At 69.6% G+C, this 26,197-nt stretch carries 28 protein-coding genes; 15 read left to right on the top strand and 13 right to left on the bottom strand.

The window, feature by feature from the left end:
- The first annotated feature begins 176 nt into the window (after window positions 1-176).
- The 5 genes from NQO67_RS19710 (at window position 177) to NQO67_RS19690 (ending at window position 6,968) form a co-directional block, all read left to right on the top strand.
- Complete coding sequence (locus NQO67_RS19710) at window positions 177-2,165, top strand: B12-binding domain-containing radical SAM protein (RefSeq protein ID WP_255951385.1); 1,989 nt, start codon at window positions 177-179, stop codon at window positions 2,163-2,165.
- Window positions 2,165-3,787, top strand: coding sequence for a B12-binding domain-containing radical SAM protein (locus tag NQO67_RS19705; RefSeq protein ID WP_255951384.1), 1,623 nt, complete (start codon window positions 2,165-2,167; stop codon window positions 3,785-3,787). Before NQO67_RS19710 ends, NQO67_RS19705 begins: the two co-directional genes overlap by 1 nt.
- Window positions 3,780-3,908 (top strand): hypothetical protein, encoded by a 129-nt coding sequence (locus NQO67_RS19700; protein WP_255951383.1) that lies wholly within the window; start codon window positions 3,780-3,782, stop codon window positions 3,906-3,908. Before NQO67_RS19705 ends, NQO67_RS19700 begins: the two co-directional genes overlap by 8 nt.
- A gap of 117 nt (window positions 3,909-4,025) precedes the next feature.
- Window positions 4,026-5,270 carry an MFS transporter gene (locus NQO67_RS19695; protein WP_255951382.1) on the top strand — a complete coding sequence of 415 codons (1,245 nt, stop codon included), beginning with the start codon at window positions 4,026-4,028 and terminating at the stop codon, window positions 5,268-5,270.
- A 381-nt stretch (window positions 5,271-5,651) separates the two neighbouring features.
- The gene (locus tag NQO67_RS19690) at window positions 5,652-6,968 is read left to right on the top strand and encodes a cation:proton antiporter domain-containing protein (RefSeq protein ID WP_255951381.1); all 1,317 of its coding nucleotides are present in this window, start codon (window positions 5,652-5,654) and stop codon (window positions 6,966-6,968) included.
- Window positions 6,969-7,069: 101 nt separating this feature from the next.
- Here the strand turns inward: NQO67_RS19690 and NQO67_RS19685 are convergent, their stop codons facing one another.
- Window positions 7,070-7,282 carry a (4Fe-4S)-binding protein gene (locus tag NQO67_RS19685; RefSeq protein WP_255951380.1) on the bottom strand — a complete coding sequence of 71 codons (213 nt, stop codon included), beginning with the start codon at window positions 7,280-7,282 and terminating at the stop codon, window positions 7,070-7,072.
- Window positions 7,283-7,300: 18 nt separating this feature from the next.
- A complete protein-coding gene (locus NQO67_RS19680; RefSeq protein ID WP_255951379.1) occupies window positions 7,301-8,527 on the bottom strand; it encodes a cytochrome P450 in 1,227 nt (408 codons plus the stop codon).
- 307 nt (window positions 8,528-8,834) lie between these two features.
- On the opposite strand from NQO67_RS19680, the gene NQO67_RS19675 reads away from it, so the two are divergent.
- Window positions 8,835-9,482 carry a TetR/AcrR family transcriptional regulator gene (locus tag NQO67_RS19675; protein WP_255951378.1) on the top strand — a complete coding sequence of 216 codons (648 nt, stop codon included), beginning with the start codon at window positions 8,835-8,837 and terminating at the stop codon, window positions 9,480-9,482.
- A gap of 40 nt (window positions 9,483-9,522) precedes the next feature.
- Here NQO67_RS19675 and NQO67_RS19670 read toward each other — a convergent pair whose 3' ends face one another.
- On the bottom strand, window positions 9,523-10,284 hold the full coding sequence (locus NQO67_RS19670) for a sulfite exporter TauE/SafE family protein (RefSeq protein ID WP_255951377.1): 762 nt from the start codon (window positions 10,282-10,284) through the stop codon (window positions 9,523-9,525).
- Between the two features lie 83 nt (window positions 10,285-10,367).
- Between NQO67_RS19670 and NQO67_RS19665 the strand changes: the two genes are divergently transcribed.
- Window positions 10,368-11,330 carry a LysR family transcriptional regulator gene (locus NQO67_RS19665; RefSeq protein WP_255951376.1) on the top strand — a complete coding sequence of 321 codons (963 nt, stop codon included), beginning with the start codon at window positions 10,368-10,370 and terminating at the stop codon, window positions 11,328-11,330.
- Between the two features lie 112 nt (window positions 11,331-11,442).
- Here NQO67_RS19665 and NQO67_RS19660 read toward each other — a convergent pair whose 3' ends face one another.
- Complete coding sequence (locus NQO67_RS19660; protein WP_255951375.1) at window positions 11,443-12,186, bottom strand: SDR family oxidoreductase; 744 nt, start codon at window positions 12,184-12,186, stop codon at window positions 11,443-11,445.
- A gap of 206 nt (window positions 12,187-12,392) precedes the next feature.
- On the opposite strand from NQO67_RS19660, the gene NQO67_RS19655 reads away from it, so the two are divergent.
- Window positions 12,393-13,313 (top strand): LysR family transcriptional regulator, encoded by a 921-nt coding sequence (locus NQO67_RS19655; RefSeq protein WP_255951374.1) that lies wholly within the window; start codon window positions 12,393-12,395, stop codon window positions 13,311-13,313.
- Window positions 13,314-13,358: 45 nt separating this feature from the next.
- Here NQO67_RS19655 and NQO67_RS19650 read toward each other — a convergent pair whose 3' ends face one another.
- Window positions 13,359-13,706, bottom strand: coding sequence for a gluzincin family metallopeptidase (locus NQO67_RS19650; RefSeq protein ID WP_308295679.1), 348 nt, complete (start codon window positions 13,704-13,706; stop codon window positions 13,359-13,361).
- A gap of 165 nt (window positions 13,707-13,871) precedes the next feature.
- Between NQO67_RS19650 and NQO67_RS19645 the strand changes: the two genes are divergently transcribed.
- A complete protein-coding gene (locus tag NQO67_RS19645; protein ID WP_255951373.1) occupies window positions 13,872-14,495 on the top strand; it encodes a GNAT family N-acetyltransferase in 624 nt (207 codons plus the stop codon).
- Window positions 14,496-14,541: 46 nt separating this feature from the next.
- On the opposite strand, the gene NQO67_RS19640 is transcribed toward NQO67_RS19645, so the two are convergent.
- The 3 genes from NQO67_RS19640 to NQO67_RS19630 all read right to left on the bottom strand — a co-directional run bounded on the left by NQO67_RS19640 (window position 14,542) and on the right by NQO67_RS19630 (window position 17,164).
- A complete protein-coding gene (locus tag NQO67_RS19640; protein WP_255951372.1) occupies window positions 14,542-15,042 on the bottom strand; it encodes a GNAT family N-acetyltransferase in 501 nt (166 codons plus the stop codon).
- 116 nt (window positions 15,043-15,158) lie between these two features.
- Window positions 15,159-16,742: a multicopper oxidase family protein gene (locus NQO67_RS19635; RefSeq protein WP_255951371.1), complete on the bottom strand. Its 1,584-nt coding sequence runs from the start codon at window positions 16,740-16,742 to the stop codon at window positions 15,159-15,161.
- Entirely contained in the window at window positions 16,739-17,164 is a 426-nt protein-coding gene (locus NQO67_RS19630) for a hypothetical protein (RefSeq protein ID WP_255951370.1), read from the bottom strand. Before NQO67_RS19630 ends, NQO67_RS19635 begins: the two co-directional genes overlap by 4 nt.
- Window positions 17,165-17,232: 68 nt before the next feature.
- On the opposite strand from NQO67_RS19630, the gene NQO67_RS19625 reads away from it, so the two are divergent.
- Window positions 17,233-17,679, top strand: a complete 447-nt coding sequence (locus NQO67_RS19625) for a MarR family winged helix-turn-helix transcriptional regulator (RefSeq protein WP_255951369.1) — start codon at window positions 17,233-17,235, stop codon at window positions 17,677-17,679.
- A 15-nt stretch (window positions 17,680-17,694) separates the two neighbouring features.
- Here NQO67_RS19625 and NQO67_RS19620 read toward each other — a convergent pair whose 3' ends face one another.
- Both NQO67_RS19620 and NQO67_RS19615 read right to left on the bottom strand, forming a co-directional pair.
- On the bottom strand, window positions 17,695-17,916 hold the full coding sequence (locus NQO67_RS19620; RefSeq protein WP_255951368.1) for a hypothetical protein: 222 nt from the start codon (window positions 17,914-17,916) through the stop codon (window positions 17,695-17,697).
- Window positions 17,913-18,155, bottom strand: a complete 243-nt coding sequence (locus NQO67_RS19615; RefSeq protein ID WP_255951367.1) for a hypothetical protein — start codon at window positions 18,153-18,155, stop codon at window positions 17,913-17,915. The genes NQO67_RS19620 and NQO67_RS19615 overlap by 4 nt, the downstream gene beginning before the upstream one ends.
- A 159-nt stretch (window positions 18,156-18,314) precedes the next feature.
- Here NQO67_RS19615 and NQO67_RS19610 point away from each other — a divergent pair, with 159 nt between their 5' ends.
- From NQO67_RS19610 to NQO67_RS19595, 4 genes are all read left to right on the top strand, one after another.
- Window positions 18,315-19,169: a helix-turn-helix domain-containing protein gene (locus tag NQO67_RS19610; protein WP_255951366.1), complete on the top strand. Its 855-nt coding sequence runs from the start codon at window positions 18,315-18,317 to the stop codon at window positions 19,167-19,169.
- Window positions 19,151-19,513 (top strand): DUF397 domain-containing protein, encoded by a 363-nt coding sequence (locus NQO67_RS19605; protein WP_255951365.1) that lies wholly within the window; start codon window positions 19,151-19,153, stop codon window positions 19,511-19,513. The genes NQO67_RS19610 and NQO67_RS19605 overlap by 19 nt, the downstream gene beginning before the upstream one ends.
- A gap of 94 nt (window positions 19,514-19,607) precedes the next feature.
- The gene (locus tag NQO67_RS19600; protein WP_255951364.1) at window positions 19,608-20,072 is read left to right on the top strand and encodes an SRPBCC family protein; all 465 of its coding nucleotides are present in this window, start codon (window positions 19,608-19,610) and stop codon (window positions 20,070-20,072) included.
- A gap of 131 nt (window positions 20,073-20,203) precedes the next feature.
- Window positions 20,204-21,502 (top strand): hypothetical protein, encoded by a 1,299-nt coding sequence (locus tag NQO67_RS19595; RefSeq protein WP_255951363.1) that lies wholly within the window; start codon window positions 20,204-20,206, stop codon window positions 21,500-21,502.
- A gap of 6 nt (window positions 21,503-21,508) precedes the next feature.
- Here NQO67_RS19595 and NQO67_RS19590 read toward each other — a convergent pair whose 3' ends face one another.
- Both NQO67_RS19590 and NQO67_RS19585 read right to left on the bottom strand, forming a co-directional pair.
- A complete protein-coding gene (locus NQO67_RS19590) occupies window positions 21,509-22,195 on the bottom strand; it encodes a maltokinase N-terminal cap-like domain-containing protein (protein WP_255951362.1) in 687 nt (228 codons plus the stop codon).
- A 94-nt stretch (window positions 22,196-22,289) separates the two neighbouring features.
- Window positions 22,290-23,432 carry an epoxide hydrolase family protein gene (locus NQO67_RS19585; protein ID WP_255951361.1) on the bottom strand — a complete coding sequence of 381 codons (1,143 nt, stop codon included), beginning with the start codon at window positions 23,430-23,432 and terminating at the stop codon, window positions 22,290-22,292.
- A 233-nt stretch (window positions 23,433-23,665) separates the two neighbouring features.
- Between NQO67_RS19585 and NQO67_RS19580 the strand changes: the two genes are divergently transcribed.
- Entirely contained in the window at window positions 23,666-23,980 is a 315-nt protein-coding gene (locus NQO67_RS19580; protein ID WP_255951360.1) for a hypothetical protein, read from the top strand.
- 51 nt (window positions 23,981-24,031) lie between these two features.
- Here the strand turns inward: NQO67_RS19580 and NQO67_RS19575 are convergent, their stop codons facing one another.
- Window positions 24,032-26,179 (bottom strand): hypothetical protein, encoded by a 2,148-nt coding sequence (locus tag NQO67_RS19575; protein WP_255951359.1) that lies wholly within the window; start codon window positions 26,177-26,179, stop codon window positions 24,032-24,034.
- Window positions 26,180-26,197 lie beyond the last annotated feature (18 nt).

The following is a 26,197-nucleotide window of genomic DNA, read 5'->3' as shown; positions in this document are numbered from 1 at the left end:
TCTGGCTGAATATCGCTGATTCGATCGTGCTTGACGGCCGGGAATCGCGTTGCCGGGCCAGGCGTCGTGGCGCACACTGCGCAAAATGCGATCCCGCCAAGAGCAGAGCAAGCGTAGCCGCGTGCAGAACTGAAGATCGGCACTGTGTGCGAACAGGCCAGGGATGGAGAGCCATCGTGAAATGGTCATTGGTCTATCCACCGTTCGACGACAAGCGCGACCGATCGGCAAGCTACGTGGCTCCCCCTCTGGGCCTCCTCTCGATCGCCTCCTATCTCGAGGCGGAAGGCGACGAGGTGGTCATCGAGGATTTCGTGCTGAAGCTCAAGAGCGGAGAAATCCCGTCCGACTCGCGCATCTATGACGCGTGTACCGAGCGGATTCTGAGCACGAATCCCGACGTGGTCGGCTTCGGGACCCAGTGTTCCACCGGACCCACCTCGATCAACATCGCCCGGCGCATCAAGAAGATCAGGCCGGATGTGGCGGTCGTACTGGGTGGGCACGACGTCAGCTTCCTGGGCCCTCGGTACCTCAACGCGTTCCCGTTCGTCGACGCGGTCCTGGGCGGCGAGGCCGAGCTGACGGCGCCCAAACTCTCCCGAGCCCTGGGGGGATCCGGCGAGTGGAACGCGGTGCCGGGTCTCAGCTGGCGGGAAAGGGGGCAGGTCAGATGGCGAGGCGGCGAGGAGCGCGTTGGCGACCTGGACACATTGCTGCCGTTCGCCTACCACCTGGTTGATGGTCTGGAGACCTATTTCCGGTACAGCCAGGTTCCCACGATTCTGATCGACAGCGGTCGCGGGTGTGCGTTCAACTGCGAGTTCTGCCAGACCACCCTGTTGAACGGGCGGAAGGTGCGGTACCGAAACGTTGCCTCGATCATCCACGAGCTTCGTGGGTACCGCGAGCGATTCGGCACGTTCGAAGCGTATTTCGTGCATGATCTCTTCACGGCTCGGCGCGCGTTCGTCGAAGAGTTGTGTGAAGCGATGATCGACGCCGAACTCGACCTGCCGTGGCAGTGCCGGTGCCGGATCGACGAGGTCGACGAGAAGTTGCTTTCCCTCATGAACCGAGCCAGATGCCACAGGCTGCTCTACGGCATCGAATCCGGTTCGGAGGAAACGCTGGCGCGGATGAACAAGCGGCTACGCAGAGGCGTGGCCGAAGAGACCACCGAGCGCGTCCGCTGGACCGTGGAGAACGGCATTTTCCCGTCCCTGTCCATGGTCGTCGGTACGCCGGAGGAGACTCTCGCCGACCTGGAAGCAACGATGAACCTGGCGGCGCGGTTCCTCCAGATCGGCAGCGTCAACTCGTTCATCCAGTTGATGTCTCCGCTTCCGGGGACGGCTCTCGCCGAACGTCTGGCGGGTCGGTTCGAGTACCGCGGTGACGACGCTCCGACCGCTTTCTCCCAGGGCATCGAGTTCGAGGACGGGCGGCGGCTGGCAGAGGACGAGGAACTGGTCGCATCCCTTCCGGACATCTTCCAGTCGTTCCAGGTCGTCACGCCGGACCACGGGGACCTCGGGCTGTGCGTGGACGTCTCTCTCGGATACTGCAAGTTGCTCGAGGTGTACGGCTGGAGTTACGCCGGCCTGGTCGAGCGGCTCGGAACAGGCTATCTCGACCTGTTCATCCGGTTTCGCGATCACCTCGTGGAGCAGCGCCGTACCGGACGTCCCGGCCTGGTGGGGATCCGTGATGCGGAGATCTGGGATGGCTTCGTGGGCTTCGCCGACGAGATCCTGCGCGAGTGTGACGCACCGACACAGCTGTGGGACACCTTCCATTTCGAGCGGTTGGTGCACGAGATCTCGGTCGCTCCGCCGGTGGCCCCACCTGCCGAGGCACAGCCCCCCGGGCCCTTCCGACTTCACGACGCCGCCCGGCTGTTCCGGTCCACGAGTGGCCTTCCCTGGGAAGCAGGGCGCGCAGACGCCGGTCCCCAGGCCTTTCTCCTCTTCATGAGCCGGGACCGGCTGAAGATAGTGCGCCTCGACGAGAACCTGGCGAAGGCCTTTGAACTGCTCGGCCGGCTCGATGGCTGGTCGGGTGCTCGGGAACACCACTTCCAGCGCCTGGCACAGGTCCTCGCGCCCCTGTGGAACCTTGGAGTACTACAGCCGGTCACGCAACTCGCCACCGTGGGCGCGTAGTGTTCCGCGGCAGGATCGCCCTGGTCCAGCCTCCCCTCGCGGTCGGGGAGTCCTATCACCTCGCGGAGCCCGTCGGTCTGCTCATCGTCGGGGCGGCACTGCGTGCGGCCGGATTCGGGGATGTCCGCCTCCTGGATCTGGCACTGGAGTTCGCCGAAGGGTCACTTCCTCCCGGCGCTGACCTCATCGAGACCTCCGCTCGTCGGCTTGCCCATGTCGAAGCCGATTCCTACGGGTTCTCGGTGCAGTGCGTGGACCTTCCCCTCGTACTGCCGATCGCGCGTCGGCTGAAGGCGCTCCTTCCTGACACCCGGGTGATCCTGGGCGGGCACCAGGCATCGCTTCTCGGGAGCGAACTGGTCAAGCGGTTCGACTTCATCGACGAGGTGGTTCAGGGCTCAGGCGAGTCGTATGTGGGAGTTCCCCAGGATCACTGGATCGAGCCCGCCTATGACCTCGCACCGGATTTCAGCCGGTATGCCCGCGTGAGTCGCCTGCCGACCGGACTGGTCGAAGTTGGTCGCGGCTGCCCTTACAACTGCTCCTACTGCTCCATCCCCGCGGCCCTCGGCCGGAGGATGCGGCACAAGCCCGTCGAGCACATCGTCCGCGAGGTACGCCTGTTGCGTGAGCGCGGCTGCACCCACGTGCACTTCGTGCATGACACGCTCACGCTGAACCGTGACTTCGTCTCGTCCCTGCTGACCGCACTCGAGGCCCACTGCGGTGGGATCACCTGGTCGGGCATGACACGCGCCGACCTGGTGGACGCGGATCTGCTGAAGGCCATGGCACGTTCCGGCTGCCAGGGCATTCTCATCGGTCTCGATTCCGTGGACGACCTCTCGCTGTCGCTCATCGACAAGCGAGCCCACCGCTACCCCAGCCTGATCGACCTGGTGACCTGGCACGACGACGCGGACATCGCACCCACGTTCTACTTCCTGGTGGATCTCCCCGGTGACACCAGAGAATCGACGGAGAGATCACTGCGGCACGCAGCGCTGGCGTCGGTCATCGACCCGGGCTGTTGTCGCATACAGGGACTCCGTGTCGTACCCGGTACCCGCATGGCCGCACGCCGGGAACTCGATCTGACCATGGACACGGCGAGCCCCTACGCACAGTGGCTGGTGGCCACGGTGGGGACCAGCGGGGAGCCGTGGGATCTGATCGCCCGGCATCCAGACCTGTTCTCCACCTACTACAAGGCTGCCGGGCCGCTGGACCACCCGACGGCTTCGGCTTTGACCTGGCAGGGCACGAAGCTCTTCGAGTCCTTTCCGATGACCCTCGCCGCGCTGGCCGAACGCCGCGGCATTCTCGAACTTTTCGAGGCCCTCGGCAGGCGCGCCCCCGGCCGGACCCTCGCACGCCGGGTCGAGTCGGAGACGGCGGATTTCCTGGAGAGCCATTTCGCCGAACATGCGCCCGATCTAGTAGACGTCGTCAGATTCGAGTACTGGCTCCGCGCCGGCAAGGGCACCTTGCGTTCACGTGTTTCGCCCACCGCCGTCCGTGACGCGGTCTTGAATCGGCGGCCGCTGACCCCGGCGCTTTTCGGGGCACAGCGACTGTATCGGCACCGGACGCAGGAGGGAGGTGACAACGGGAATGGGTGAAGAGTCGACTCCGGAGAGCTTCGACAAGCAGTTGGACGCCCTGTTCGACGACCAGCAGGAGCTGGAGGTCGAGGAGATCGCAGTTGCCCCGCGCTCCAAGATGCGTGTCAACTGCGAGTAAGCAGCATGCCGCACCTGTGGGTAGTGGCATCGGCCAGGAGCCCCGAGGCATTCGGCAGGCGCCTCGGGGCTCCTCGGCTTTCCCCACTGCTGACATCGGCGGCGAACCTGGGAGTCCATGATGCTTTCCTGGCTGGTGCGTCGCGGCGTCGTGCCCGCAGCAGGCGCCCAACAGCTCCTCGCGGGCGTCACGCTCATCAATCGCCTGGGTAGTGGTCTGTTCATGACCAGCAGCGCGTTGTTCTTCACGCGCGCCATGGGCATGAGTGTGAGCCGTGTCGGCGTCGGACTGGGAACGGCAGCACTGGTAGGGCTGCTGGCCAGTGTTCCGGTGGGGCATATCGCCGATCGCCGGGGGGCACGCGAGACGTACGCGATCACGCTGGCCGCCGAAGGTTTGGCCATGGCCTCGCTGATCTTCGTTCACACATTCGTGGCGTTCGTCTTGGTGGTGTGCTGTGTCGAGCTGGCGGCGGCGGCCAGCGAGGCCACCCGAGGCCCTCTGGTGCGCGGCGTGGCCGGAGCTGAACCGGCAAGGTTCCGAGCTTATCTGCGGGCCGTCGTCAATTTCGCGGTCATGCTCGGGGCCGGCCTGGCGGCAGTGGCCATCCAGATGGACACCAGAGCAGCGTTCGTCGTGTTGATCATCGCCAATGCGGCAAGCTTCTTCGTTGCGGCTGCGCTGGTGCTGAAGTTGCCGCACCTGCCGCCCTGGCCGGCGCCTTTGCAGGGCGGGAGGTGGGTCGCCCTGGAGGATCGGCCTTATATCGCGGTCGTCGTGCTGAACACGGTCATGTCGATCCAGTACGGGATTCTGCTGTTCGCCCTGCCCCTGTGGATCGTGGGCCACACGGACGCACCACGATGGATGGTCGGAGCGTCCGTCGTGATGAACACCGTCATGGTGGTCTCACTCCAGGTGCGCGCCAGCCGGCACATTGCCAGCCCGCGTGCGGCGGGTGCGGCCATGCGACGGGCCGGCGGCGCCTTTCTGTGTGGTGCGCTGTTGATGGGGTTGGCCTCCCATGCGTCATGGCTTGCAGCGGTGTCGCTCGTCGTCGCCGGTGTCATCGTTCACTCGCTGGGTGAGATCTGGCACGGCTCGGCCGGTTACGAGCTGAGTTACGCCCTCGCCGCGCCTCATGCCCAGGGGCAGTACTCAGGCTTTTTCAACATGGGAAACGGCATTGCCAACGCCGTTGCGCCGCCCGTACTCGGCGCCCTGTGCATCAGTTGGGGGCTGCTCGGGTGGACCGTCGTCGGCCTGGTCCTGGCGTTGGTGGGACTGCTGTGTCCGGCCGTCGTGCTGTGGAGCGAGCGCGCCGGGGGCGAAGGGAAGATCGTGCTGGGCGAAACGCCGTAGCGCAGCCTGCCCCACCGGCGACGACGAGCCCGAACGAGCCCAGCTCATTCGCGACGCACTCAGAGAGTGACGGAACCGGACCGATCAACACGCATGCCACAGCGCGTTGTTGGGGCATCGTCCGCCACAACTTCACTTCTCCCGCGAATGGTTGCTCTATACACTGCGCTTGATCCGGCCATGCCGGATCTTCTCGTATCCCTGTCATCTACCGATACGAACAGCGAACGACGCACAGATCTGCGCCAGATACGGCGAGATGCCGTAGCGCCGGGGATGGCTCCGGGACTCGTCCTTGCGCCAGGCCGTCACTCGGGCGTTGTGCGCGCGCCGGCACCACGCACATGTTGATGCACCACCGGACCCGTTCCAGGAGCTCACTTGCCAAGTACTCAGCCCTTCGCGCTGCACAGCCTCGCTCCTCACACCGACCTGCAAACGGCCACGATGGCGGCCGGTGTCGCGATCGTCCTGCTGACCGGTCTGCTGCTCGGCTCTGCGGGGAGAAGATTTCGTCAGCCCGCGGTCATAGGCGAGATCCTCGCCGGAATCGTGCTCGGCCCCAGCGTCCTCGGCCAGCTGCCCGGGGACCTGACCCACAAACTGTTCCCGGACGATGTACGGCCGCTGCTGTCCGCGGTCTCCCAGATCGGCCTGCTGCTGTTCATGTTCATGATCGGCTGGGAGTTCGAGAAGCGGATCATACGCCCGCACCGCGGGATGGCCGCCGCCGTCTCGATCAGCTCCGTCGCGCTCGCCTTCGGGCTCGGCGTCCTGGTGGCCGTACTGCTCTACTCGCACCACAACGAGGTGGGCGGGAAGCACATCTCCTTCATCGCGTTCTCCACCTTCATGGGTGCGGCGATGTCGGTGACCGCCTTCCCGGTGCTGGCCCGGATCCTCTCCGACAACCGGATCACCCACACCCGGGTCGGCACCCTGGCGCTGGCCAGTGCCGCCGTGGACGACATCCTCGCCTGGTGCATGCTGGCCTACGTCTCCGCGCTGGTCACCTCCGGCGGTCCGGCGGACCTGATCCAGGTGCTGAGCCTGAGCGTGGTGTACGTGCTCGGCATGTTCTTCGTCGCCAAGCCCCTGCTGGGCCGGATGGTCGGCTGGTTCGCCGAGCGGCAGCAGTGGCGCAACCTGCTGGTGGTGCTGGCGGCCGGCACGTTCCTGTCCGCCTACCTGACCACCTGGATCGGCATCCACAGCATCTTCGGCGCGTTCATGTTCGGTCTCGTCATGCCGCGTGAGCCCGCCGCGCAGCTCACCGAGCAGATGCGCAAGCCGCTGAACCACGTCAGCATCGTGCTGTTGCCCGTGTTCTTCATCATCACGGGCCTCGGGGTCGACATCAGCGGTCTCGGCGGACGGCAGTGGCTGGAGCTGGCGGCCATCCTGGCGGTCGCCATCGCGGGCAAGATACTCGGGGCCATGGTGCCGGCCCGGCTGTTCGGCCTGAAGGGGCGCGAGTCCACCACGCTCGGCCTGCTGATGAACACCCGCGGCCTGACCGAGTTGATCATCCTCAACACCGCGGTACAACTCGGCGTCCTCGACGGTCAGATGTTCACCATGATGGTGATCATGGCGTTGGTCACCACCGCCCTGGCCGGCCCGCTGCTGCCGAAGGCGAGCGAGCTGATGGCGAGCACCACCGTCGACGTGCCGCTGCCCGAGCGCACGGCCAAGTAGGCCACCCGACGGTGATCGCACGGTGGACCATCGCCCTGGCGGTGGTCCACCGTCGCTCTGCGGCGGCCGCGATCGGTCGGGTGGGCGGGCAGAACGCCGTACTACTCCGCGGTGTCCGCGGTGTCCGCGATGATGGACAGGGCCCGGGACGGGCAGATGCCGACAGCCGTGCGGGCGTGGTCGGCGGCCCTGCCGTCGGGGTGCTCGGTCAGCAGCGTGACGATGCCGTCGTCGTCCTGGTCGAACACGTCGGGGTCGGTCAGGACGCACTGCCCGGAGCCGACGCAGACGTCCCTGTTCGCCGTGATCCGCATGGGGTGCTCCTTCGCTCCTCACCAGGTGACGGGCAGCCGGTAGACGCCGTAAAGGCCGGCGTCGGTCTTGAACGGCACGTCGTCGACGGGCACCGCGAGGCGCAGGGTGGGGATGCGGCGGAACAGCGTGTCGTACACGATCTGGAGTTCCATCCGGGCCAGGTTCTGGCCGAGGCACTGGTGCGGGCCGAAGCCGAACGCGACATGGTGACGGGCCCCGCGCTCGACGTCGAGGTCACCGGGGTTGGCGAACACCTCCGGGTCCCGGTCGGCCGACAGGCCGGAGACGACGACCCCGTCGCCCGCGTGGATGGTCACCCCGCCGATCCGCACGTCCTCGGTGGCCACGCGGGAGGTGACCAGGTCGGCGATGGAGAAGTAGCGCAGCAGTTCCTCCACGGCCATCGGCGTCTTGCCGGGGTCGTTCCTGATCAGGGCCAGCTGGTCCGGCCGGTCCAGCAGCCCGACCACGCCGAGGGAGATCATGTTCGCGGTGGTCTCGTGCCCGGCGATCAGCAGCAGGAAGGCCATGCTGACCAGGCTCTCGTGGTCCAGCGTGCCCTCCGCCTGCTGCCTGGCGATCTGCCGGCTGAACAGGTCGTCGCCGGGTTCGGACTCCTTGCGGGTCATCAGGTCGTCCATGTAGGCGCGCAGCTCGTCGAACGCCTGCTGGCGGACCTTCGACGGCAGGCTCCGGCGGATCGCCTTGGCGGTGCGGCTCTGGAAGAAGTCGTGGTCGGCGTACGGGGCGCCGAGCAGCTCGCAGATCACCAGCGACGGCACCGGCAACGACAGCGCCTGCACCAGGTCGACCGGGTGCTCCTCGGCGGCCAGCATCTCGTCGATGAAGCCGTCGACGATCTGCTGGATACGGGGCCGCATGGCGTTCAGCCGTTTCATGGTGAACTCGCCGATCACCGCGCGCCGCGCCGCGGAGTGCTCCGCACCGTCCATGCTGAGCATCGTCGGGGGTTGCGTACGGAACCGCTTCCGCGTCGCCGGATCAGGGTCGAAGACCGGGAAGCCGTCCCTACGCCGGTCGGAGGAGAACCGCCGGTCCGCCAGGATCGCCCGGCCCTCCTCGTGCCCGGACACCCACCACACCTCGTCACCGGCCGCCAGGCGGACCTTGGTGACCGGTGCCTGCTCACGCAGTCGCGCATACTCGTCCGGCGCCGCGAACGGGCACCCACGCTCTACCGGAAGCTCCGCTTCCACGAGCCCACCGGTGACGCTCTCCGCCATGAACGGCCTCCCAACACAGGGGATCTGAATGCGATTCGGCCTGAAAGCGAACATGAACTTGCGTTCATCATTTATCTGCCCTGCCATGCCACCAGCGAGAGCCGGCCGTGTCAAGGACGCCTCTGCTCAACTCCCAGTACATCCGGGGAGTTGACGTGCTTACGGTGGCCGATTCTCCGCTGTACCGAAATGCGTATTCACATTTTCGGACGTCAGGGGTGCGGGACCGCCGGCACGACTGGCACGAACAGGGCGAAGCGCCGCACGCCGCTACCAGGATCAGGCCACCCCCGGTAACGTCAGGTCCGTGACTTCGGGAAACGCATCGCTGGGTTTTCGTCCGCCGCAGCAGGCGCGGAGCCGGGCGGCGTTGCAGCGCATCCTGGTGGCGGCCGAGCAGGTGCTGGCCGCCACCGGGTTCGACGAGCTCACCATGGCCGCCGTCGCGGACCGCGCCGGCCTGTCGGTCGGCGCGATCTACCGCCGGTTCGAGGGCAAGGAACAACTGCTCAACGCGGTCAAGGACCGGCTGCTCACCCGCATGGAAGACGACATCACCACCGCGCTCGAAACCGTCGAGGGGGGCCTGCCGGAGGTCGTCGACGCGTTCACCCGGGCCCTGGCCGACGGCATGTCCGCCGGTGCCCATGTCATCCCCCACGTGGTCGGCAAGGCCCGCACCACCGAGTCGTCCGAGCGGTCCCGGCGGGCGCTGGAGCACATCGAGCGACTGTTCCTCGACGCGACCACCGCCCACCTCGGCGAGATCCGCCGTGCCGAACCGATGACCGCCCTGCTCGTCGCGTTCCGCACGATCATCGCCGGCTGCATCCACCGGACGGTCACGCTGCACGCCTGGCCCGACGGCATCTCCTGGAACCGCTGGGCCGAACAGGTCGCCGACATGGCCACGATGTATCTGACCAGCCCGGACCGCGGCGACCGTGCCGCGTAGCGGGGTCCCGGGTAGCGGCGGTCCGCGGGCCGGGGACCCGTCAGCCACGCAGGAAGTACAGCGCCGTCATGGTCGCCGCAGTGGTCAGGATGCCGCCCCGCAGCAGCCAGGAGGGGAGCCGGCGGGCGAGGTGGGCACCGGCGAAGCCCCCGGCCAGCGCGCCGACCAGCGTGCCGGTCAGGAGAAGCGGGGCGCTCAGGGCGTCCGAGGCGATGAGGAACAGCGCGGTCGCGCTGAGGTACATGGCCACGAGCTGCGCGATCCGCATCGGGTTGCTGGCCGCGATGTCGAGGCCGAGGCCGATGCTCCACACGGCCATCATCAGGATGCCTACGGCACCGCCGAAGTATCCGCCGTACACGCCGAGGACGAACTGGCCGATCAGGACGGCTCGGGAACTCATCCCGACCGAGCGGCCCAGCCGGGCGTTCAGCGCCTGGGAGATGCGCCGCCCCAGGGCGAGGATCAGCGTGGCGAAGGCGAGCAGCCACGGAGCCACGGCATCGAACGAGGCCGCCGGCAGCGCCAGCAGCAGGCCGGCGCCGACGCCACCGCCCAGCACGCTGGTCGTCGTCAGCGCCTTCGTGGAGGTCGGCCCGACCGGGGTGACGTCACGTCGGTACACCCACGCGCTGACCACGGCGCCGGGCACGAGCGCGATCCGCGACAGCGCGTTCGCGGTCACCGGTGGCAGGCCGAGCCCGATGAGGGCGGGCAGCGCCACGAACGAGCCACCGCCACCGATCGCGTTCAGCGCCCCGGCGCCGACACCGGCCAGGAGGGCAAAGATGAGCTGGTACACACGCCGAGCATCGCTCCGTGACCAGGGTGTTCACAATGCGTAAGGAATGTACCCAGCCTAAGGCTGGCACATAGGCTGAGGGAGTGCGCTATGACCTGGACGACCTGCGGCTCTTCCTCCACATCGTGACGGAGGGGTCGATCACGGCGGGCGCTCACCGGATGCATCTGAGCCTGCCTTCGGCCAGTGCGAGGGTGCGTTCCCTGGAGCGTCACGCCGGCGTGGCGCTGCTGATCCGCGGCCGGCGGGGCGTGCGGCCCACTCCGGCGGGGACGACGCTGGCCCGGCACGCACGGGACGTGCTCGCCCAGACCGCGCGGCTGGAGAGCGCCGTCGCGAGCTACACCCGGCCCCCGACGGCTCCGCTGACCCTGCTGGGCGGCAGTTCCGTGATGCACTGGCTGGTACCGCAGGCCCTGGTCTCGTTTCTCCGTGCGCACCCGGAAGTCGACGTCGCGGTGTCCGAGAGCCGCACCCCTCGGACCGTGCGGCTGCTCGCCGACGGCGCGGCGGACCTCGGTGTCGTCGTCGACGACGAGGTCGGCGACAGCGGGCTGCGCATGGAGCCGCTCGGCGACGACTCCCTCGTCGTGATCGGCCAGGCCGGCGGAATCCTCTCCGGACGGACCGCCCTGACGTACCGCGAGGTCGCCGAGCACCCTCTCGTCGGCCTGGACGCCGGCACCGCGTTGCGGCGCTGGATCGAGAAGCGCCTCGGACCGCACGCCCCGGTGGCGCGCCACCGCACCACCGTCGCCGACCTCAACCTCCTCATCGCGCTGGCCGCGGCCGGCGTCGGCCTTGCCGTGGTCCCGCGCCGCGCCATCGACCTCCACCACCCGCTCGACGTGTGCGAGCTGGCGGAACCCTGGGCACGCCGCCACCAGATGCTGGCCTGGGGCACCAAGGCCCGGACCTCGTCGACCGCCGTCGCGGCGCTCGCCGAACAGCTGCGGCACACGGCGCTGTCCGAGCCGCCCCCGCCCGGCGGACGCGGAGGTTCCGGCCGTCCGGGGCATTTCGCCGACGGCCGACCGAACGGCTGACCAGGGCGACCACGGGCGGCGTGCGTGCGTGCCCACGCCCGCCGCTGGAGCGCACCGCACGCCACGCCGGAGGTCGCGCCGGGCGCCCGGTCTCCCGACCGCCCGGCGCCGTTCACGCTCCGATTCCGCTGCCCCCGCCCACCGCGATGTCCTGCCCGGTGACGTAGCCGGCGGCGTCGGAGGCGAGGAAGGCGACGACCTCGGCGACTTCGCGTGCGGTGCCGAACCGCCCGAAGGGGACGCGGGTGGCGACGGACTCGGCGAACTGTTCGAGCATCTCGGGTGGCATGCCCGACTTGGCCCAGATCGGGGTCTCGATGGCGCCCGGGCTCACGGCGTTCACACGGATCCGGCGCGGTGCCAGTTCGACGGCCAGCGAGGGCACCATCGCCAGCAGGGCCCCTCTGCTGGCGGCCGTGACGCTGTTCCCTGCCAGGCCGCGGGTCACGCCGATGCCCACGGTGAAGATGACCGAGGCGCCCTCGGCGAGCAGCGGCAGGGTCTTCTGGAGGGTGAAGAACTGTCCCTTCGCGTTGATGTTGAACAGCTCGTCGAAGGTGGCTTCGTCGACCGCCTCGACGGGTGCCGGGCGGGTGATCCCGGCGTTCAGGAAGAGCGTGTCGAGCGACCCGAAGCGGGTGCGCACCTCGTCGGCGACGCGCTCGGCATCGGGCACGGAGCGTGCGTCCGCCTGGAAGACGACGACGTCGCCGGGGAGTTCTTTCCTGGCGATCTCAAGGGTCTCGGGGTTCTGGCCCGTGACCATCACCCGGTAGCCGCGCTCGTGCAGCAACTCGGCCGTTGCCTTGCCGATTCCGCTGGTTCCACCGGTGATCAGGGCGGCAGGTGCAGGCACGGGGGTACTCCGTTCAGTGGGTGAGGGAGCGGCGTCGAGCCGCTGACGCGATTGTGTGTCCCGGTCCCGTCGCTGATCCAATGAATGTTCCGCATCGGGTATGACGCTTCGCGTATGACCGCAGGCCGGCGGCCTTGCTCTCGCCGGCACCGGCGCACGGCGGCGGGGCAGGCGGGACTTCGGACTCACTCGTCTAGGCTCGGGGCATGCCCGACTCGCCGCTGACTCCGGTGGACCTCGATCTGCGACTGGTGCACGGTTTCACCGTCGTCGCCGAGTACCGCCATTTCGGCCGTGCGGCCGAAGTCCTCCGTACCACGCAGCCCTCCCTGAGCCGGCAGATCCGCAGCCTCGAAAAGCAGGTCGGCGCCCGGCTGCTCGACCGCTCGCCGCGCGGCACCGACCTCACCGAGGCGGGTGAGGTCTTCCTCCCGTTCGCCAGGGCCCTCCTGCGCTCCGCCGACCAGGCGATGGCGCGCACCCGTGCCGCCGCCGAACCCGGCCGGATCACGGTCGGGTACAGCACGAACCTCATCGTCACCCCGGCCGTGAGCGAGCTGCGCCGTCGTCACCCCGAAGCGGACGTGCGCACCCTGCACCTGGCGTTCGACCGGCCGCGTCCCGCCCTGCTCGACCGTCGGGTGGACGCGATGCTGACGCGGATGCCCCTGAACGCCGCCGGCCTGCACGTGATCGACCTGTACCGCGAGCCGCGAGCGCTCATGATGTCGGTCGGCCACCGCCTGGCCGACCGGGAGTTCGTCACCCTCGACGACTTCGTCGACGAGCCCCTGCCGCAGGGGCCCGATCCGCACTGCAACGCCTTCTGGCGCATCGACCCCCGGCCCGACGGAAGCCCGGCACCCGAAGGGCCGTTCGTCGAGGACATCGAGGACAAGATCGAACTCATCGCCTCCGGGCAGGCCGTGGCGATCATCCCGGCCGGCGAGCACGTCAACCGGCTGCGCCCCGGGTTGAAGGCCGTCGCCCTGCACGGCGTCGAGCCCACCAGGGTGGTACTCGCCACCCGCGCCGACGACCGCAACACCCTGGTGGCCGCCTTCCGAAGGCTCGCCGAAACCCATCTCGCGGCCCCGCCGCCCGAACGCCAGCCGGCTCCGGCCTAGACGAGTAAGTCCGAACGGCGGCAGCCGGTCCGCCGAATGGCAGGTTCAGCGAATGCGGTGTCGCTCCCAGAACGGGGTCAGGTCCACGTCCGTCACGGACTGGGCGGCCGCCTTGAACCCGGCGGTGGTGGAGACGCCGTACCAGTGGTCGCGTGCGTACGTCTTGAGCAGGTGGGCCATGGTGCCGGTCCCGAGAGTGGACTCCAGGTCCGCCAGGGCACAGGGACCGGCCGTGTAGATGAGGTGGTACTCGTTGCCGTGCTCGGCCCAGTAGGACATGGAGTCGGTGAGCGCGGCGTCGTCGCTCGGCCAGTAGACGTCCGACCAGCAGTCCGTCATGTCCCAGCCGTAGAAGCGTGGTGCATTGGCGTACTGCGCGAAGCAACGCGGCATCGAGCGACCGCACGGTCTCCGACGTGTGCCGGTACCTGCTGCACCTGTACGAGATCCCGGCAGGTCCCGACCCCGCCCGCCGCACCGGCCGGCTGCTGCCGCAGACTGAGTCCCCCCGCGGGGAGGGACACGTGCGAGCGACACGGAAAGCGACATGGAGGGGTCATGGACGGCGGCACTCTGCACCCGATCGGTGAACCGGCTCAGACCCGGCTCACCGTGGCCGCCACACCGTCGGCCCCCGCTCTCCGCCTCCGCCCGTGGCGACTGGCAGACACCGCCGTGCTGGTCGAGTCGTACCGGGACGACGCTCTGCGCCGCTGGACGGACGCCGTCATCGACGACGAGGCGAGTGCCGCACGGTGGGTCCAGGGCCAGCAACGGGGCTGGGAAACGGGTGACCGCTTCGGATTCGCCATCGTGCAGCCCCAGAGCCCGGACCGCGACGAGCGCATCCTGGGGCATGTGGTCCTCAAACGCCGCGTCCCTGGCGCTCCTTCCGCTTCCGCCGAGGTCGGCTACTGGACCGCGGCCCACGCGCGCGGCCGGGGAGTGGCCGCGCGCGCCTTGCAGACGGTGACGGACTGGGCCTTCGCCTCCTTCGCCGATGACGGGCTGACGCGACTGGAACTGGTGCACCAGGAGGACAATGTGGCGTCGTGCCGTGTCGCCCAGAAGTGCGGTTACGAGATGATGGGGATCCTGCCTGCGGCACCACCCGCCTATCCCCTCGACGGTCACGTGCATGTGCGGGAACACGGACACGGAAGCCGAGGAGGTCGTCCATGAGACTGGCCGAATCCGCCTCTTCGGCCCTCCGGGTGCCGTCGCCCGTCTACGGCTGGGGCACCAGGTCGTGCTCGTACCAGGTGCCGGCCTTACCACCGACGTCGACCGGGTCGGCCGGGCCCACCGCAACGAACCCGGCCTTGGTCAGCACCCGTTGCGACGCGACGTTGTCGCGGGAGGTGGCCGCCCGCAGCGTGCGCAGCCCGTACCGCACGGCCGCCAGCCGGCACAGCTCCCGGACGGTCGCGGTCGCCACACCACGACCGGCGACGTGCTGCGCCACCCGGTAGCCGAGCCGAGCGGTGCCGTCCTCGAGGTCGTACAGGTTGAACCGGCCCAGAACCGAGCCGTCCTTGGCAACGAGCACGTGGAAGGCGCAGACACCGGCCTCCTGCTCGGCCAGCGAGGCGCTGTACCGGTCGGCGAACTCCTCGAAGAACCCGTCACCACGATCCGAGATCGAGGCGGCGAAGTACGCGCGGTTCGCCCGCTCGAAGGCCAGCACCGCAGGGGCATCGTCAGCACGCAACCGCTTCAGCTCGGGCACGGCACCGACTCTATACAGCCGGCGCGCCGAGGCCATCTGCGTTTTCGCCCCCGCCGGAGAGCCCCCACCGGAGAGCCCCCGACGGACCGCTCCGGGCGGCAGTCGGGTACGCACGTTCACTCCGCCACGAAGTCGGCCATCATGGCCATGTCCTCGTGTTCGAGGTTGTGGCAGTGCAGCATGAACCGGCCCGGGTAGTCGGTGAAGCGGGTGACGATCTCCATCGACTCGGCGGGGCGCAGGTCCACGGTGTCCTTCCAGCCCGCGTCGTGGGGGCCGGGTGAGCGGCCGTTGCGTGCGGCTACCTGGAAGTGGTCGAGGTGCAGGTGGACGGGGTGGTGGAAGTCGGTGACGAACCGCCATCGCTCGGTGGTGCCGAGCCGGACGGTGGCCAGGGGCCTGCCGGGCTCGTAGGGGCTCCCGTTGATGGTCCAACCGGTGGACGCCCGCCGCTGGAAGTGGAACGTGCGGGTCACCGAGGCCCGCTGCGGCGCCGGAGCGGGTATCGCGGAGAGCCGGTCGGGTATGCGTGAGTCGTCGGCCGGCGGCCGGGCGGCGGCGAGGTCGAAGCGCATGACGTGCGCCGTGCTGCCGCTGCCCAGCCCGTTGACCAGGTGAACGCGGGTGCCGGGCCGGTAGCGGGAGAAGTCGACGACCACGTCGAAGCGTTCGGCCGGGGCGATGTCGAGGGTGTCGTGGGCGAGTGGCCTTTCCAGCAGGCCACCGTCGCTTCCGATCTGCACAAGTCCGCCGCCACCCGGCGGTGGCGGGTCGAGTGCCAGCCGGTAGCGGCGGGCGTTGGACGCGTTGAGCAGGCGGAGCCGGTACCGCAGGCGCTGGGTCGTCAGCGTGGGCCAGGGTGCCCCGTTGACGAGGATGACGTCGCCGAGGACGCCGTCCATGTAGGGGGCGGTGACACCGGGTGTGTGTTGGGCCGCGTCCAGGGCGGGGTAGCGGAAGGACCCGTCTGCGGCGAAGGCCCGGTCGGTGATCATCAAGGGGATGTCCTGTTCGCCGCGGGGCAGCGGCAGTGCCTGTTCCTCGTCGTCGTGGACGAGGTGGAAGCCGGCGAGGCCGTGCCAGACGTTCGCCCCGGTGAAGCCCATGCGGTGGTCGTGGTACCAGAGGGTGGCGGCCCGCTGGTGCATCGGATACGTGTAGGTCCGCTCGGCCGTGGCGTCGCCTCGCGGGTCGGCCGCCTCGGACATGCCCGGCATGTTCGGCATGCCGTCGGCGGCGGAGGCCGTGCCGCCGCGCGGCAGGATCAGCGCGGTGGGGTAGCCGTCGCTGCCGTGCGGGGTGTGGCCGCCGTGCAGGTGGACGACGGTCGGGTGCGGCAGTTCGTTGCGGTGCCGTACCACCGTCCTGCGGCCGGAACGGGAGACCAGGGTGGGCCCGGGGAAGGTGCCGCCGTACGTCCAGGCGGTGGTCTCGAGCCCGGGAAGGATCCGCAGGCGGGCCGTCTGCTGGGTGATCTCGTACACGTCCGCCGTACTGCCGGAGTGCGTGGGCGCGAGCACCTGCGGAACGGGCAGCGGCACCGCGTAGGGCTGCGGCAGGGCGGTCCGGCTGCCGAGCAGCAGTCCGGGCTGGCCCGGCGTCAGCGACCTTCCGGCCATGGCCCATCCGCCCACGGTGAGCGCACCGCCGCCCACGGCGGCAGCGGCGAGCAGGCGGCGTCTGGCGATGCGCCCGGTCATACCCGCTCCCCGGGAGCATTGTCCAGGTCTGCTGCCGGGCGCCAGGCCCAGACGAGCATGAGGAACGTGCACGCGATGATCGTCACGCCCAGCGGGATGTGCACGGCGAGCACGCGCCCATAACCCATGGAGATCTGTCCCGCCTCGGCGCCGAAGAGCGCGACACCGGCCAGGATCGGCCAGCTCGGCCCGCCGCCGGGTCGCCACAGCAGCAGTGCGGCGACGACCTGGGCCACCGCGGTCAGCCCGGTGGCCGTGGCGTTGAGGGCGTGCAGGTCGAGGGCTTGGTAGTGACCGGACAGGAAACTGCCGGCCAGCACCGCCTGCCCGAGTGCGAGAGCGGCCTCGCAGGTCACCACGGTCCGAAAGAGCACCAAGGTCCAGGGCCGCGCCATCACGTGCGGCATGAGCAAGTTAGGCATGAGCAAGATAGTGCCATACGAGATTAACTCAGAAGAACCTATCTCGGCTTGCCCTATGATGGCGCCCGATGAAGCCGCCCGACTCCCCCTCCCCCACCCTCGGCACCGGTCCCGCACGCATCGGCCCGCTGCTGCGCCTCGCCCAACGCCGTGCCGCGCGCACGTTCACCGAGGCCCTGCGCCCCCTGGGCATCGAGGGCAGGCACTACGGCGTCCTGCTCAACCTCGGCACACACGGGCCGCTCAGCCAGCGAGAACTCATCGATCTCACCGGCAGCGACAAGTCCGCCATGGTGCGCACGATCGACGACCTGGAGACTCGCGGTCTGGCCGTACGGCGCCCTTCCCCCGTCGACCGGCGCGCCCACGCGGTGGAGATGACCGACAAGGGCAGGGCGGTGTTCACCGACGCCGCACGCATCAGCGACGAGGTGGCCGCCCGGCTCTTCGACCGCATGGAAGAGGACGACCAGGAGCTGCTGTGCGCACTCCTGGAACGCTTCGTCACCGACTGACCCGGCGACCGAGGTTCACGGAACCTCTCCGCGGCTGCGGGCGTTGACGTGCGCGTTGGTGGCACGCAGCCGTTCGGCCTGCGTCGCCTCGCGAACGGTCTCCGGGACGCAGTCCCATTCCCGGCCGCCGCCGATGGGACGCAGCTGGACGTATCCGCCGTCCAGACCCACGACCTGGCCGACACGACCCGACGACGTGTCGAACCCGTAGCTGCCCATGGGGAGGCTCGGTTTCATGCGGTGCCGCCCGCCGTCCGGTCCTCTTCCGCACCGTTCTCCTCCGCCTGCGGCGACAGGGCCCGCACGAGGCGCTGGGCCGTCTCCGGTGTGCAGCGGCCCAGCTCCACCAGCGGGGTCGGCCGCTCCCGCACGAGCGTCACCGGGTCCAGGCCCAGTGACGGCAAGGTAATTCCCGCTTGCGCCAGCGCGGTGCGCAATTCCTGAACCGTGTTTTCCGCTTCCGCCACGGCATCCATGAATGGTTGCCCCGGTCGCCTATTCGATGCTGAAACCGACCTCACCGCACGCCCTTTCGTATTACTTATTCGTTCGGCTTATCCATGATGACGTGGCGTGCTTACACTCGGGAAGCGTTCTCGTCATGCAACGGGCATGCTGAGAGAAGGAGTTGAGCCATGGCCAACAATTCCCACCCCAACTTCACCGGTTCCCGACAGGCCGCCTGGGAGTTCTTCGGCGCGGAACTCAAGCGGCAGCGGGAGGAGGCGGGGTTCACGCAGGTGGAGTTAGGGGCGCGCGTCTTCGTGTCCGGCGCGTACATCGGCCAGTTCGAACAGGCGATCCGGAAGCCGCAGGTGGACATCGCCGATCGGATCGACGAGGTGCTGCAAACCGATGGTTTTTTCGGGAGGCTGTGCCGGAAGCTGATCGACGGCTCACGGTACGCAAAATACTTTGCTGCTGCGGCCGAGCTTGAGGCCATCGCCACGAAGATCTGCGACTTCGCCCCGGCTGTCGTTCCTGGGCTGCTTCAGACGCCCACCTATGCGCGTGCACTTGTCCGCGCGGAGAATCCGTTCGCGACGGAAGAGTTCGTCGAAGAGACGGTTCGGGCTCGCATCGACCGCAGTCATATTCTGAAGAGCACCACAAGGCCCTCGTACTGGGTGATCATGCACGAATGTGTACTGCGCATCCCTGTTGGAGGTCCCCTTGTCATGGCCGAGCAATTGCAGCACGTCATAGCCCTTATTCGTTCGCAGGCCGCGCTGGTGCAGGTGCTGCCGTTCGCAGCGGGTGCGCATGCCGCCATGGGCAAGATGATGTGGCTCATGGAATTCGAGGAAGCGCCACCAACTGCCTATACCGAGGCGGTGTATTCAGGGAACCTGTTGGATGATCCGGCCGTGGTGAGGCGGGTCCAGGAGTTCTACGATCTCCTCAGGGCCGCTGCGTTGTCACCCGAGGCGTCCCTGGCACTGATCGAGTCGGCAGCAGAGGACCACAAACGATGCGCGAGTACGGACTGAGCACCGCACAGTGGCGCAAGAGCACCTACAGTGACGGTAGCGGCGGGGCCTGCCTGGAGGTCGCCCACGACTTCCCCGGCGCCGCCCGCTGGCGCAAGAGCACCTACAGCAACGGCGAAGGCGGTAGCTGCGTAGAAGTCGGCCACGACTTCCCCGGCGCCGCCCGCTGGCGCAAAAGCACCTACAGCGACGGCAACGGCGGCAGTTGCCTAGAAGTAGCCGACAACTACCCCGGCATAGTCCCCGTCCGGGACAGCAAGGTCCCGGACGGCCCGGTGATCGTCGTCCACGGCGCGGCCTGGGCCGCGTTCATCGCGGACGTGGTCGCGGACACCCGCGGCTGAGGCGAGCGGTGCGTCGTAGAGGCGGCGTCACATCGCTCCTTCCTGACTCGTCATGGCGCTGAGGACGCAGACAAGCAGGAAGGAGTGGGCACCCATGGCGACGCCGCTCGTGTCCGAGATAGAGGTCGCACGCCCGCCGGAGGAGGTGTACGCCTACGCCACCGACCCCACCCGGTTCCCGGAGTGGCAGGACGACGTGGTGGAGGTACGGCTGGCGGGCGACGGTCCGCCGGCCGTCGGATCGCGGTTCGTCACCTCCCGGCGGATGGGGCGCGGGCCGCGCACCATGACGCAGGAAGTGACGGAGCTGGACGCGCCGCGGCGCTGGGCGGCACGCGGCGTGGACGGGGCGTTCCGGCCGCACGCGACGGTCACCGTGGAGCCGATCGACGGCGGGTCACGGTCACGCGTCACCTTCACGCTGGACTTCGAGGGGCGGGGATTCGGTGATCTACTCGTCCCCGTCATCCGCAAGATGGCGGCGAAGACGGCGCCCACCAGCTACCGGCACCTGAAGGAGCGGCTGGAGGGGCGGGACGACGCGAAGCGGGCCCCGTAAAGGGACCGGGCTCCGTAAGCGAGCCGTGTCGCCGTCGCCGTGAGCAGGCCGAGGGGGGGCTCTGGGTGGGGGTGCGGCTGCGGCGGCGTGTCGGGGTGCTGTGTCTGGCCTTGGGGCTGGTGGGGGGCGGTGTGGCGTGCGACGCCGGCATCGGAGCGTCGGGCGGGGTGCGGCTGACCGTGCCCGAGGTGTTCTACCTGCGCCCGCCGGGTGACCGGGCCGGCCGACCGGGCCCGGTGACCCTCGACGTGCGGGTGGCCGGGGCCTCCGCCGCGACGGACGACGACCCGGCGCGGCACGGCAGCGTCACCGTGGACGCGCGTGGGCTCGAGAGCGTCGTGACGTTGCGGAAGAACGGGTCGCGGTGCACCGGTGGGCCGGCGAAGGTGACCTGCTCGACCGGCCCGGCAGGCATCTGGTCGAACGACAACCAGGTGAAGCCGGTCGCCGCCGAGGGCAGCAAGGTGGGCGACACCGGCACGATCCGCTACCGGCTCACCACCGCCGACGGCACGGTCCGCACCGCCCGCACCCGGGTCGTGGTCGGGGAGCCGGTGCTTGAGATGCGCAGGCCGGACCGGATCACGGGTGTCGCACCCGGCGGCACGGTCACGTTCCCGCTGGTGGTCCGCAACACCGGCGAGGTTGCCGCGGACGGGGTGGCCGTGGCGTTCGACACCTCCGGGATGCCGCACCGGCAGCGGTACCGCAACTGCCGCTATGCGGCCTCCCACCAGGGTCATACGGCGGTGTGCAGCTTCCCGGACCTGCGGATCCGGCCCGGCGAGATGGTGGCGTTCACTCCGGCGCCGCGGTTCGAGGCGCCTCAGAAGCAGCTGAGCAGCTCCGTGCGACAGTCGACGTGGCCTTTGGTGCTCGGGCCGCCGGCGGACGCCGGCTGGCCCCCCGACGGCGCCCCGGGCGACGGCGCCGCGCTCACGGCCCGCGACATCACCCGACCGCCGGCCGGGCCGGCCACGTTCTCCGCACGCGACGTGGTGTGGACCGACGTCGACATGGCCGTACACGCCGACTTCGCGGCCGTCGGCGCCACGGTGCACGGCAGCCGGGACAGCGAGCAGCGGATCAGCGTCGGCGCCCGCAACGGCGGCCCCGGGGAACTCGGCGCCGGCAGGACGGTGACGGTCGAGTTCACCGTGCCCCTGGGGTCGCTGGTCGTGAAGCAGCCGACCCACCGGACCGACGAGGACACCTACGGGCCGCTGTGCCGGCACGGGTTCGACGCGGACGACCGCGACGTGTACACCTGCGAGGTGGACGCGATGGGCGCGGGCCGGACGCACACGCTCGACTTCACCCTGCGCCTGCACGACTCCGGCACCGGACGCGTACGGGTACGCAGCGCCGCCGGCGTCGACGGCCGGTCGGCGAACGACACGGCACGCGTCACGGTCACCGTCGCCCCGTGACCTCGCTCAGGCGGCCCCCTCGCGGCGGGTCCCCTCGCGAAGCACGAAGTACCGGCCGCGTGCCGGCGCACCGTCCGGCAGCCGCCAGTCGGCCGTGACGTGCCCCACGGCGGCATCCGGCGCGCCGGACGGATCGTCCGGGCGCAGGGCACGGACCACGTGCACGGTCAGCCCGCCGCCGGCGGGGTCCGCGACGAGGACGTCGGTACCGTGCGGGCCGTTGTCGACGCGGGTGGCGCCGAGCGTGGGCGGGAGCGCGGCGCCGGCGAAGTGGCCGGTGACGGACGGGTCGAGGGCGTCGGAGGTGCTCTGGGCGTGCGCCGGCACGCGGCCCTGCACGAACGCGAGCAGCTGCGCGACGAGCACGGGGTCGAAGGTGCCGTCGTAGACCCACCGCCTGCCCAGCACGCCGTGCTCGGTGGTGCCGATGAGGGCCTGGTCGGGGGCGCCGTGGAGCGGGGCGCCGCGGTAGGTGAGCGGGACGTGGTAGGCGCGCGGCCGGTCTCCGGAGGTGTCCACGGTCACCATGAACTCGATGCCGACCGCGCCCTGCGGATCGTCGAGCCGGAAACCGCCGGCCTTGGTCAGCTCCGGCGCCCGGCCGGTGCTCGGGTACCAGGGCTGCGCCGGCAGCCAGCCGGCCAGCAGCTCCAGCTTGGTGGGCGTCAGGGTGGTGTGGTGGATCACGGACATCGGTCACCTGGCTCTGTGCGGACGGGCGGATGGCGCCAGCCTGTCACAGCGCCGGGCGCACGCCGACGGCTTTTCGGGCGGCCGGACGGCGACGTCACCGCACTGTCCGAAAGAACGCCCGCACGTCCCCCACCAGCAGCTCCGGCGCCTGGAGCGACGCGAAATGGCCGCCGGTGCCGAACTCCGACCAGCGGGTGACGACGTTGGACAACTCCGCCAGGCCGCGCAGCGCCCGGTCACCGGGGAACCTCGCCACCCCCGTCGGCACCCCGGACGAGGCGGGGCGCCCCCAGCCATCCGCCGCCATCTCGTGGTACAGGCGGGCCGCCGAGCCCGCGGTGCCGGTCAGCCAGAAGGCGGTCACGTCGGTCAGCACCGCGTCACGGTCGGCGAGCCGCTGCCGGGTGCGGGTCGGGTCGTGGTCGACGAACCACTCCAGGTTCCAGGCCAGCTGCCCCACCGGCGAGTCGTTGAGCGCGTACGCCACCGTCTGCGGGCGGGTGGACATCTGCGTGGCGTAGCCGGAGTGGGCGTACCACCAGGCCTGGTTCTCCTGCGCCTGGCGGCGCTCGGCCTCGGAGAGCAGATCGAGTTCGGCCGGGTCCGCGGAGGTCGACGCGCCGACGTAGGCGTTGAGATGGACGCCGAGGACGTGTTCGGGAGCGACGCGGCCCAGCTCGGCCGAGACGAGCGACCCGAAGTCGCCGCCCTGGGCGCCGTACCGGTCGTAGCCGAGGCGGCACATCAGCTCCGCCCAGGCGCGCGCGACCCGCCGGCAGCCCCAGCCGGCCTCGTGCGTGGGCCCGGAGAAGGGGAAGCCCGGCAGGGACGGGGCGACGACGTGGAACGCGTCCGCCGGGTCGGCGCCGTGCGCGCGCGGGTCGGTGAGCGGGCCGATCACGTCCAGGAAGTCGTGCACCGTGCTGGGCCAGCCGTGCGTGATCACCAACGGGACGGCGTCCGGCTCCGGGGAGCGCACGTGCAGGAAGTGCACGTTCTGCCCGTCGATCACCGTCGTGAACTGCGGCACCTCGTTCAGCCGGGCCTCGTGCACCCGCCAGTCGTAGCCGTCGGCCCAGTACCCGGCCAGCTCCTTCAGATACGACAGGGAGACGCCCAGGTCCCAGCCGGCACCGGGCAGTTCGTCCGGCCAGCGGGTACGGGCCAGCCGGGCACGCAGGTCGTCGAGGTCCGCCTGGGGGATGTCGATCCGGAACGGGGTGATGTCGTCGTCCATGCCTGCCTCGCTGTACCTCGGTGGGCCCCGGTGGGCCTCGACGTGCTGGGTGCACCGCTCGTTCCGTGCACCGCTCGGACGGCACGTTAGGTGGCGTTGCGGTCAGCTTCTGTCCGCCACGACGGGCTGCGGCCCGGCTACCGGATGGCTGGCGACCGCCAGAATGCGGACGTAGCGTGGGGAACAGGGTGAATTTGGCGAATTGGGTGAATTGCCAGACGTGGAGGTCGGAGATGCACTACGTTCTGTATGCGACCCACAACCCCGAGCAGTGCCCGATGAGCAACGCCACGATCAAGCAGCTGCTGCTCGACATCGCTCCGGAGATGCCGAACATCGCGCAGCAGGCGGGTGTCTCCATCGCGGCCGGCCCCTACGTGAACCGGGAGCACTCCATCCTGACGGTGCTGGACTCGGACAGCGCGGAGAACGTGGACCGCTTCCTGGTGGACAGCCGGCTCACGCAGTGGAACAGCGTGCGCGTCATCCCGTCGCTGACGATGGAGGAAGGCCTCCAGCAGCTACGGGGGCAGGAGACCATCTTCTGACGATCACGGCCCCGCGTTCCCCCGCCGCCGATGCGTCCCGCCCCGGCCGGCTCACTTCCCGGCGGCGTCGAGCATCTCCCGCACCCGTGTGACCTGCCACGGGGCGTCGTCCGTCACGGGCCAGCTCGCGCAGAGCTCCGCAAGCAGGGGACGGTGATCCTCGATCACCTCATCCCACATCAGCCCCCAGGCCGCGGCGGCCTGAACCTCCACCTCGGGGCAGCGGGTCGCCTGGACGAGCGCCGCCACGGAGTTGGTGCCGGGGGACTCGTCCAGCACTTCGACCGCCCTGACACGGGCGTCCAACGGCACGCTCCCGTCGCAGGCGACGTTGCCCAACGCCTCCACGAGCCGCGGGTCAGCGTCCTCCGCGTCCCTGAACACCGCCTCCACCGCATCGAGGGCCCCCTCGCGAACGAGATCGCTCGCGGCCGCCCCGACGACCTCGGCCAGCAGGGCCGGCTCCTGTGCCGCCACGACGTCCAGCGCCGACAACGCGGAGAGGTGCTTGGCCTCGGACCCGTGGACACGGCTGAGGTCGGCCGATGAGGGCGGCTGCCGCAGCGCCTCGCCGATGCGGTCCAGGACGAGTGCCCGCTCCGGTTCGCGTGCCTTCTCGCCGCCCCGTTTCACCGCGCCTTCGGGACTCGACCAGTGGTCGAGGGCGATGCCCACGGCCGCCTCGTCACCGCTTTCGAGCAGCGTGCGAAGTGCCTGGTGGTACGACGCGTCCACGGTGGGAGCCCGCAGCCTCTTGTGGGCGCGATACAGGTCCGGGTCCGCCAGCCGGTGACCTTCCCAGTGGACGCTGTGCGGCTTGCCGAAGATCAGCTCGATCGGGTCCTCGCCCCAGGGGCGCTGGGGAGGTCGGTCGCCCCAGCTCTCGGCGACCTCCTCCATGATGGCGCGGTGCCGATCCAGGCCTCCCGTCCTGACCAGGTAGTAGGACGCGTGGGCCTGCACCTTCGGCTCGCCCTCGCGCAGCGCCCGGACGAGGATGCCGTCCGCGTCCGCGCCGAGGCTGTCGGCCAGCACCCGGATCGCCGTCTCCTTGGTGAGGTAGAAGCCGACGGACGGGTCGAAGATCAGGTCGCCCAGGGCGGCGACGAGCCGCTCGTCCTTCACCTCGGCCTCGTCGAGTACGCCGTAGGCCGTCCAGATGGCCTTGTTGCGCACCTCGTCCGAGTCCGTGCGCGTGAACACGTCCAGGAGGAGGTCGGCGTCGCCGGGCTCGGTGTGTTGCGCCCCGATCATGTTCAGGGCGCTCACCTCGGCGGGAGACATCGGCCGCCGGAGCACCTCACGGGCGCGGGCCAGCACCTCGGGCAGGTAGGCCTCGGCGCGTTCCTCGTCCGCCAGGACACGCCGCAGCCCCTGCCAGGACTCGTAGTGGTCGAGCGCGATGCCCACGGCAACCGGGTTCTCGCTGCACAGCAGGGTGCTGAACGCGCGCAGGCATGCGTCGTCGCCGGGCGGGAACCGCAGCTCGTCATGGGCCGCCCGGAGCACCGGATCGTCCAACTCGGCGTCGTTCCAGTAGGTGCTGTGGAAGCCCTCGAGCGCCTCGCGAACGTGCTTGGCCTCCCAACCCGCGTCCTCTGGCCAGGACTCCACGAGTCGCCTGACCCGGTCGCGGTGGACACGGAGCCGCAGGGGCGTCGCGAGGAAAACCGCCGCGTACACCTGGAGTTCCGGTTCGGACGACGCACTGAGACGGACGATGAGGTCATCGGCCTCCGGCAGGTCCAGTTCGCCCAGGACGTGCATGGCGTCCTTGCGATCCTGCACGTCGAGGCCCTCGTCCAGCGCCCTGGCGGTGATCAGCGCCAGCAGGCGGCGGTTCGGCTCATCGCTCTCCGCGAGGGCGGTGCCGGCCGCGCGCAGCGCCACATCCCGCACCTCGGCGTCCGCGGCGCCTTCGAGGGCGTCGGCGATCAGGTCCGCGTCCTCCTCCTCGGCGAGATGCCACAGCACGGTGAGAGCGCTCGCGTGGCTTCGGTCGGACGAGGGTCGCGCGAGGAGGTCCCGGGCGGCGAAGCGCACCTCGTTGTCCAGCGGCCAGTAGGGATTGTCCACGCCCCACCTGGTGTCGGCCTGTGCCGACTGGTAGTCGTCCAGGGCCCCGCTGACGACGTCGGGGTCCTCACTCTCCAGCCGGGCGCTGAACTCGCCGAGGCGGGACTGCTCGTCGTCGCTCACGCGACTCCTTTCCGATCA

Source organism: Streptomyces odontomachi (assembly GCF_024435355.1).
GTDB lineage: Bacteria > Actinomycetota > Actinomycetes > Streptomycetales > Streptomycetaceae > Streptomyces > Streptomyces odontomachi.
The sequence above is the reverse complement of the archived record's forward strand: the minus strand, read 5'-3'. Positions and strand labels throughout refer to the sequence as shown.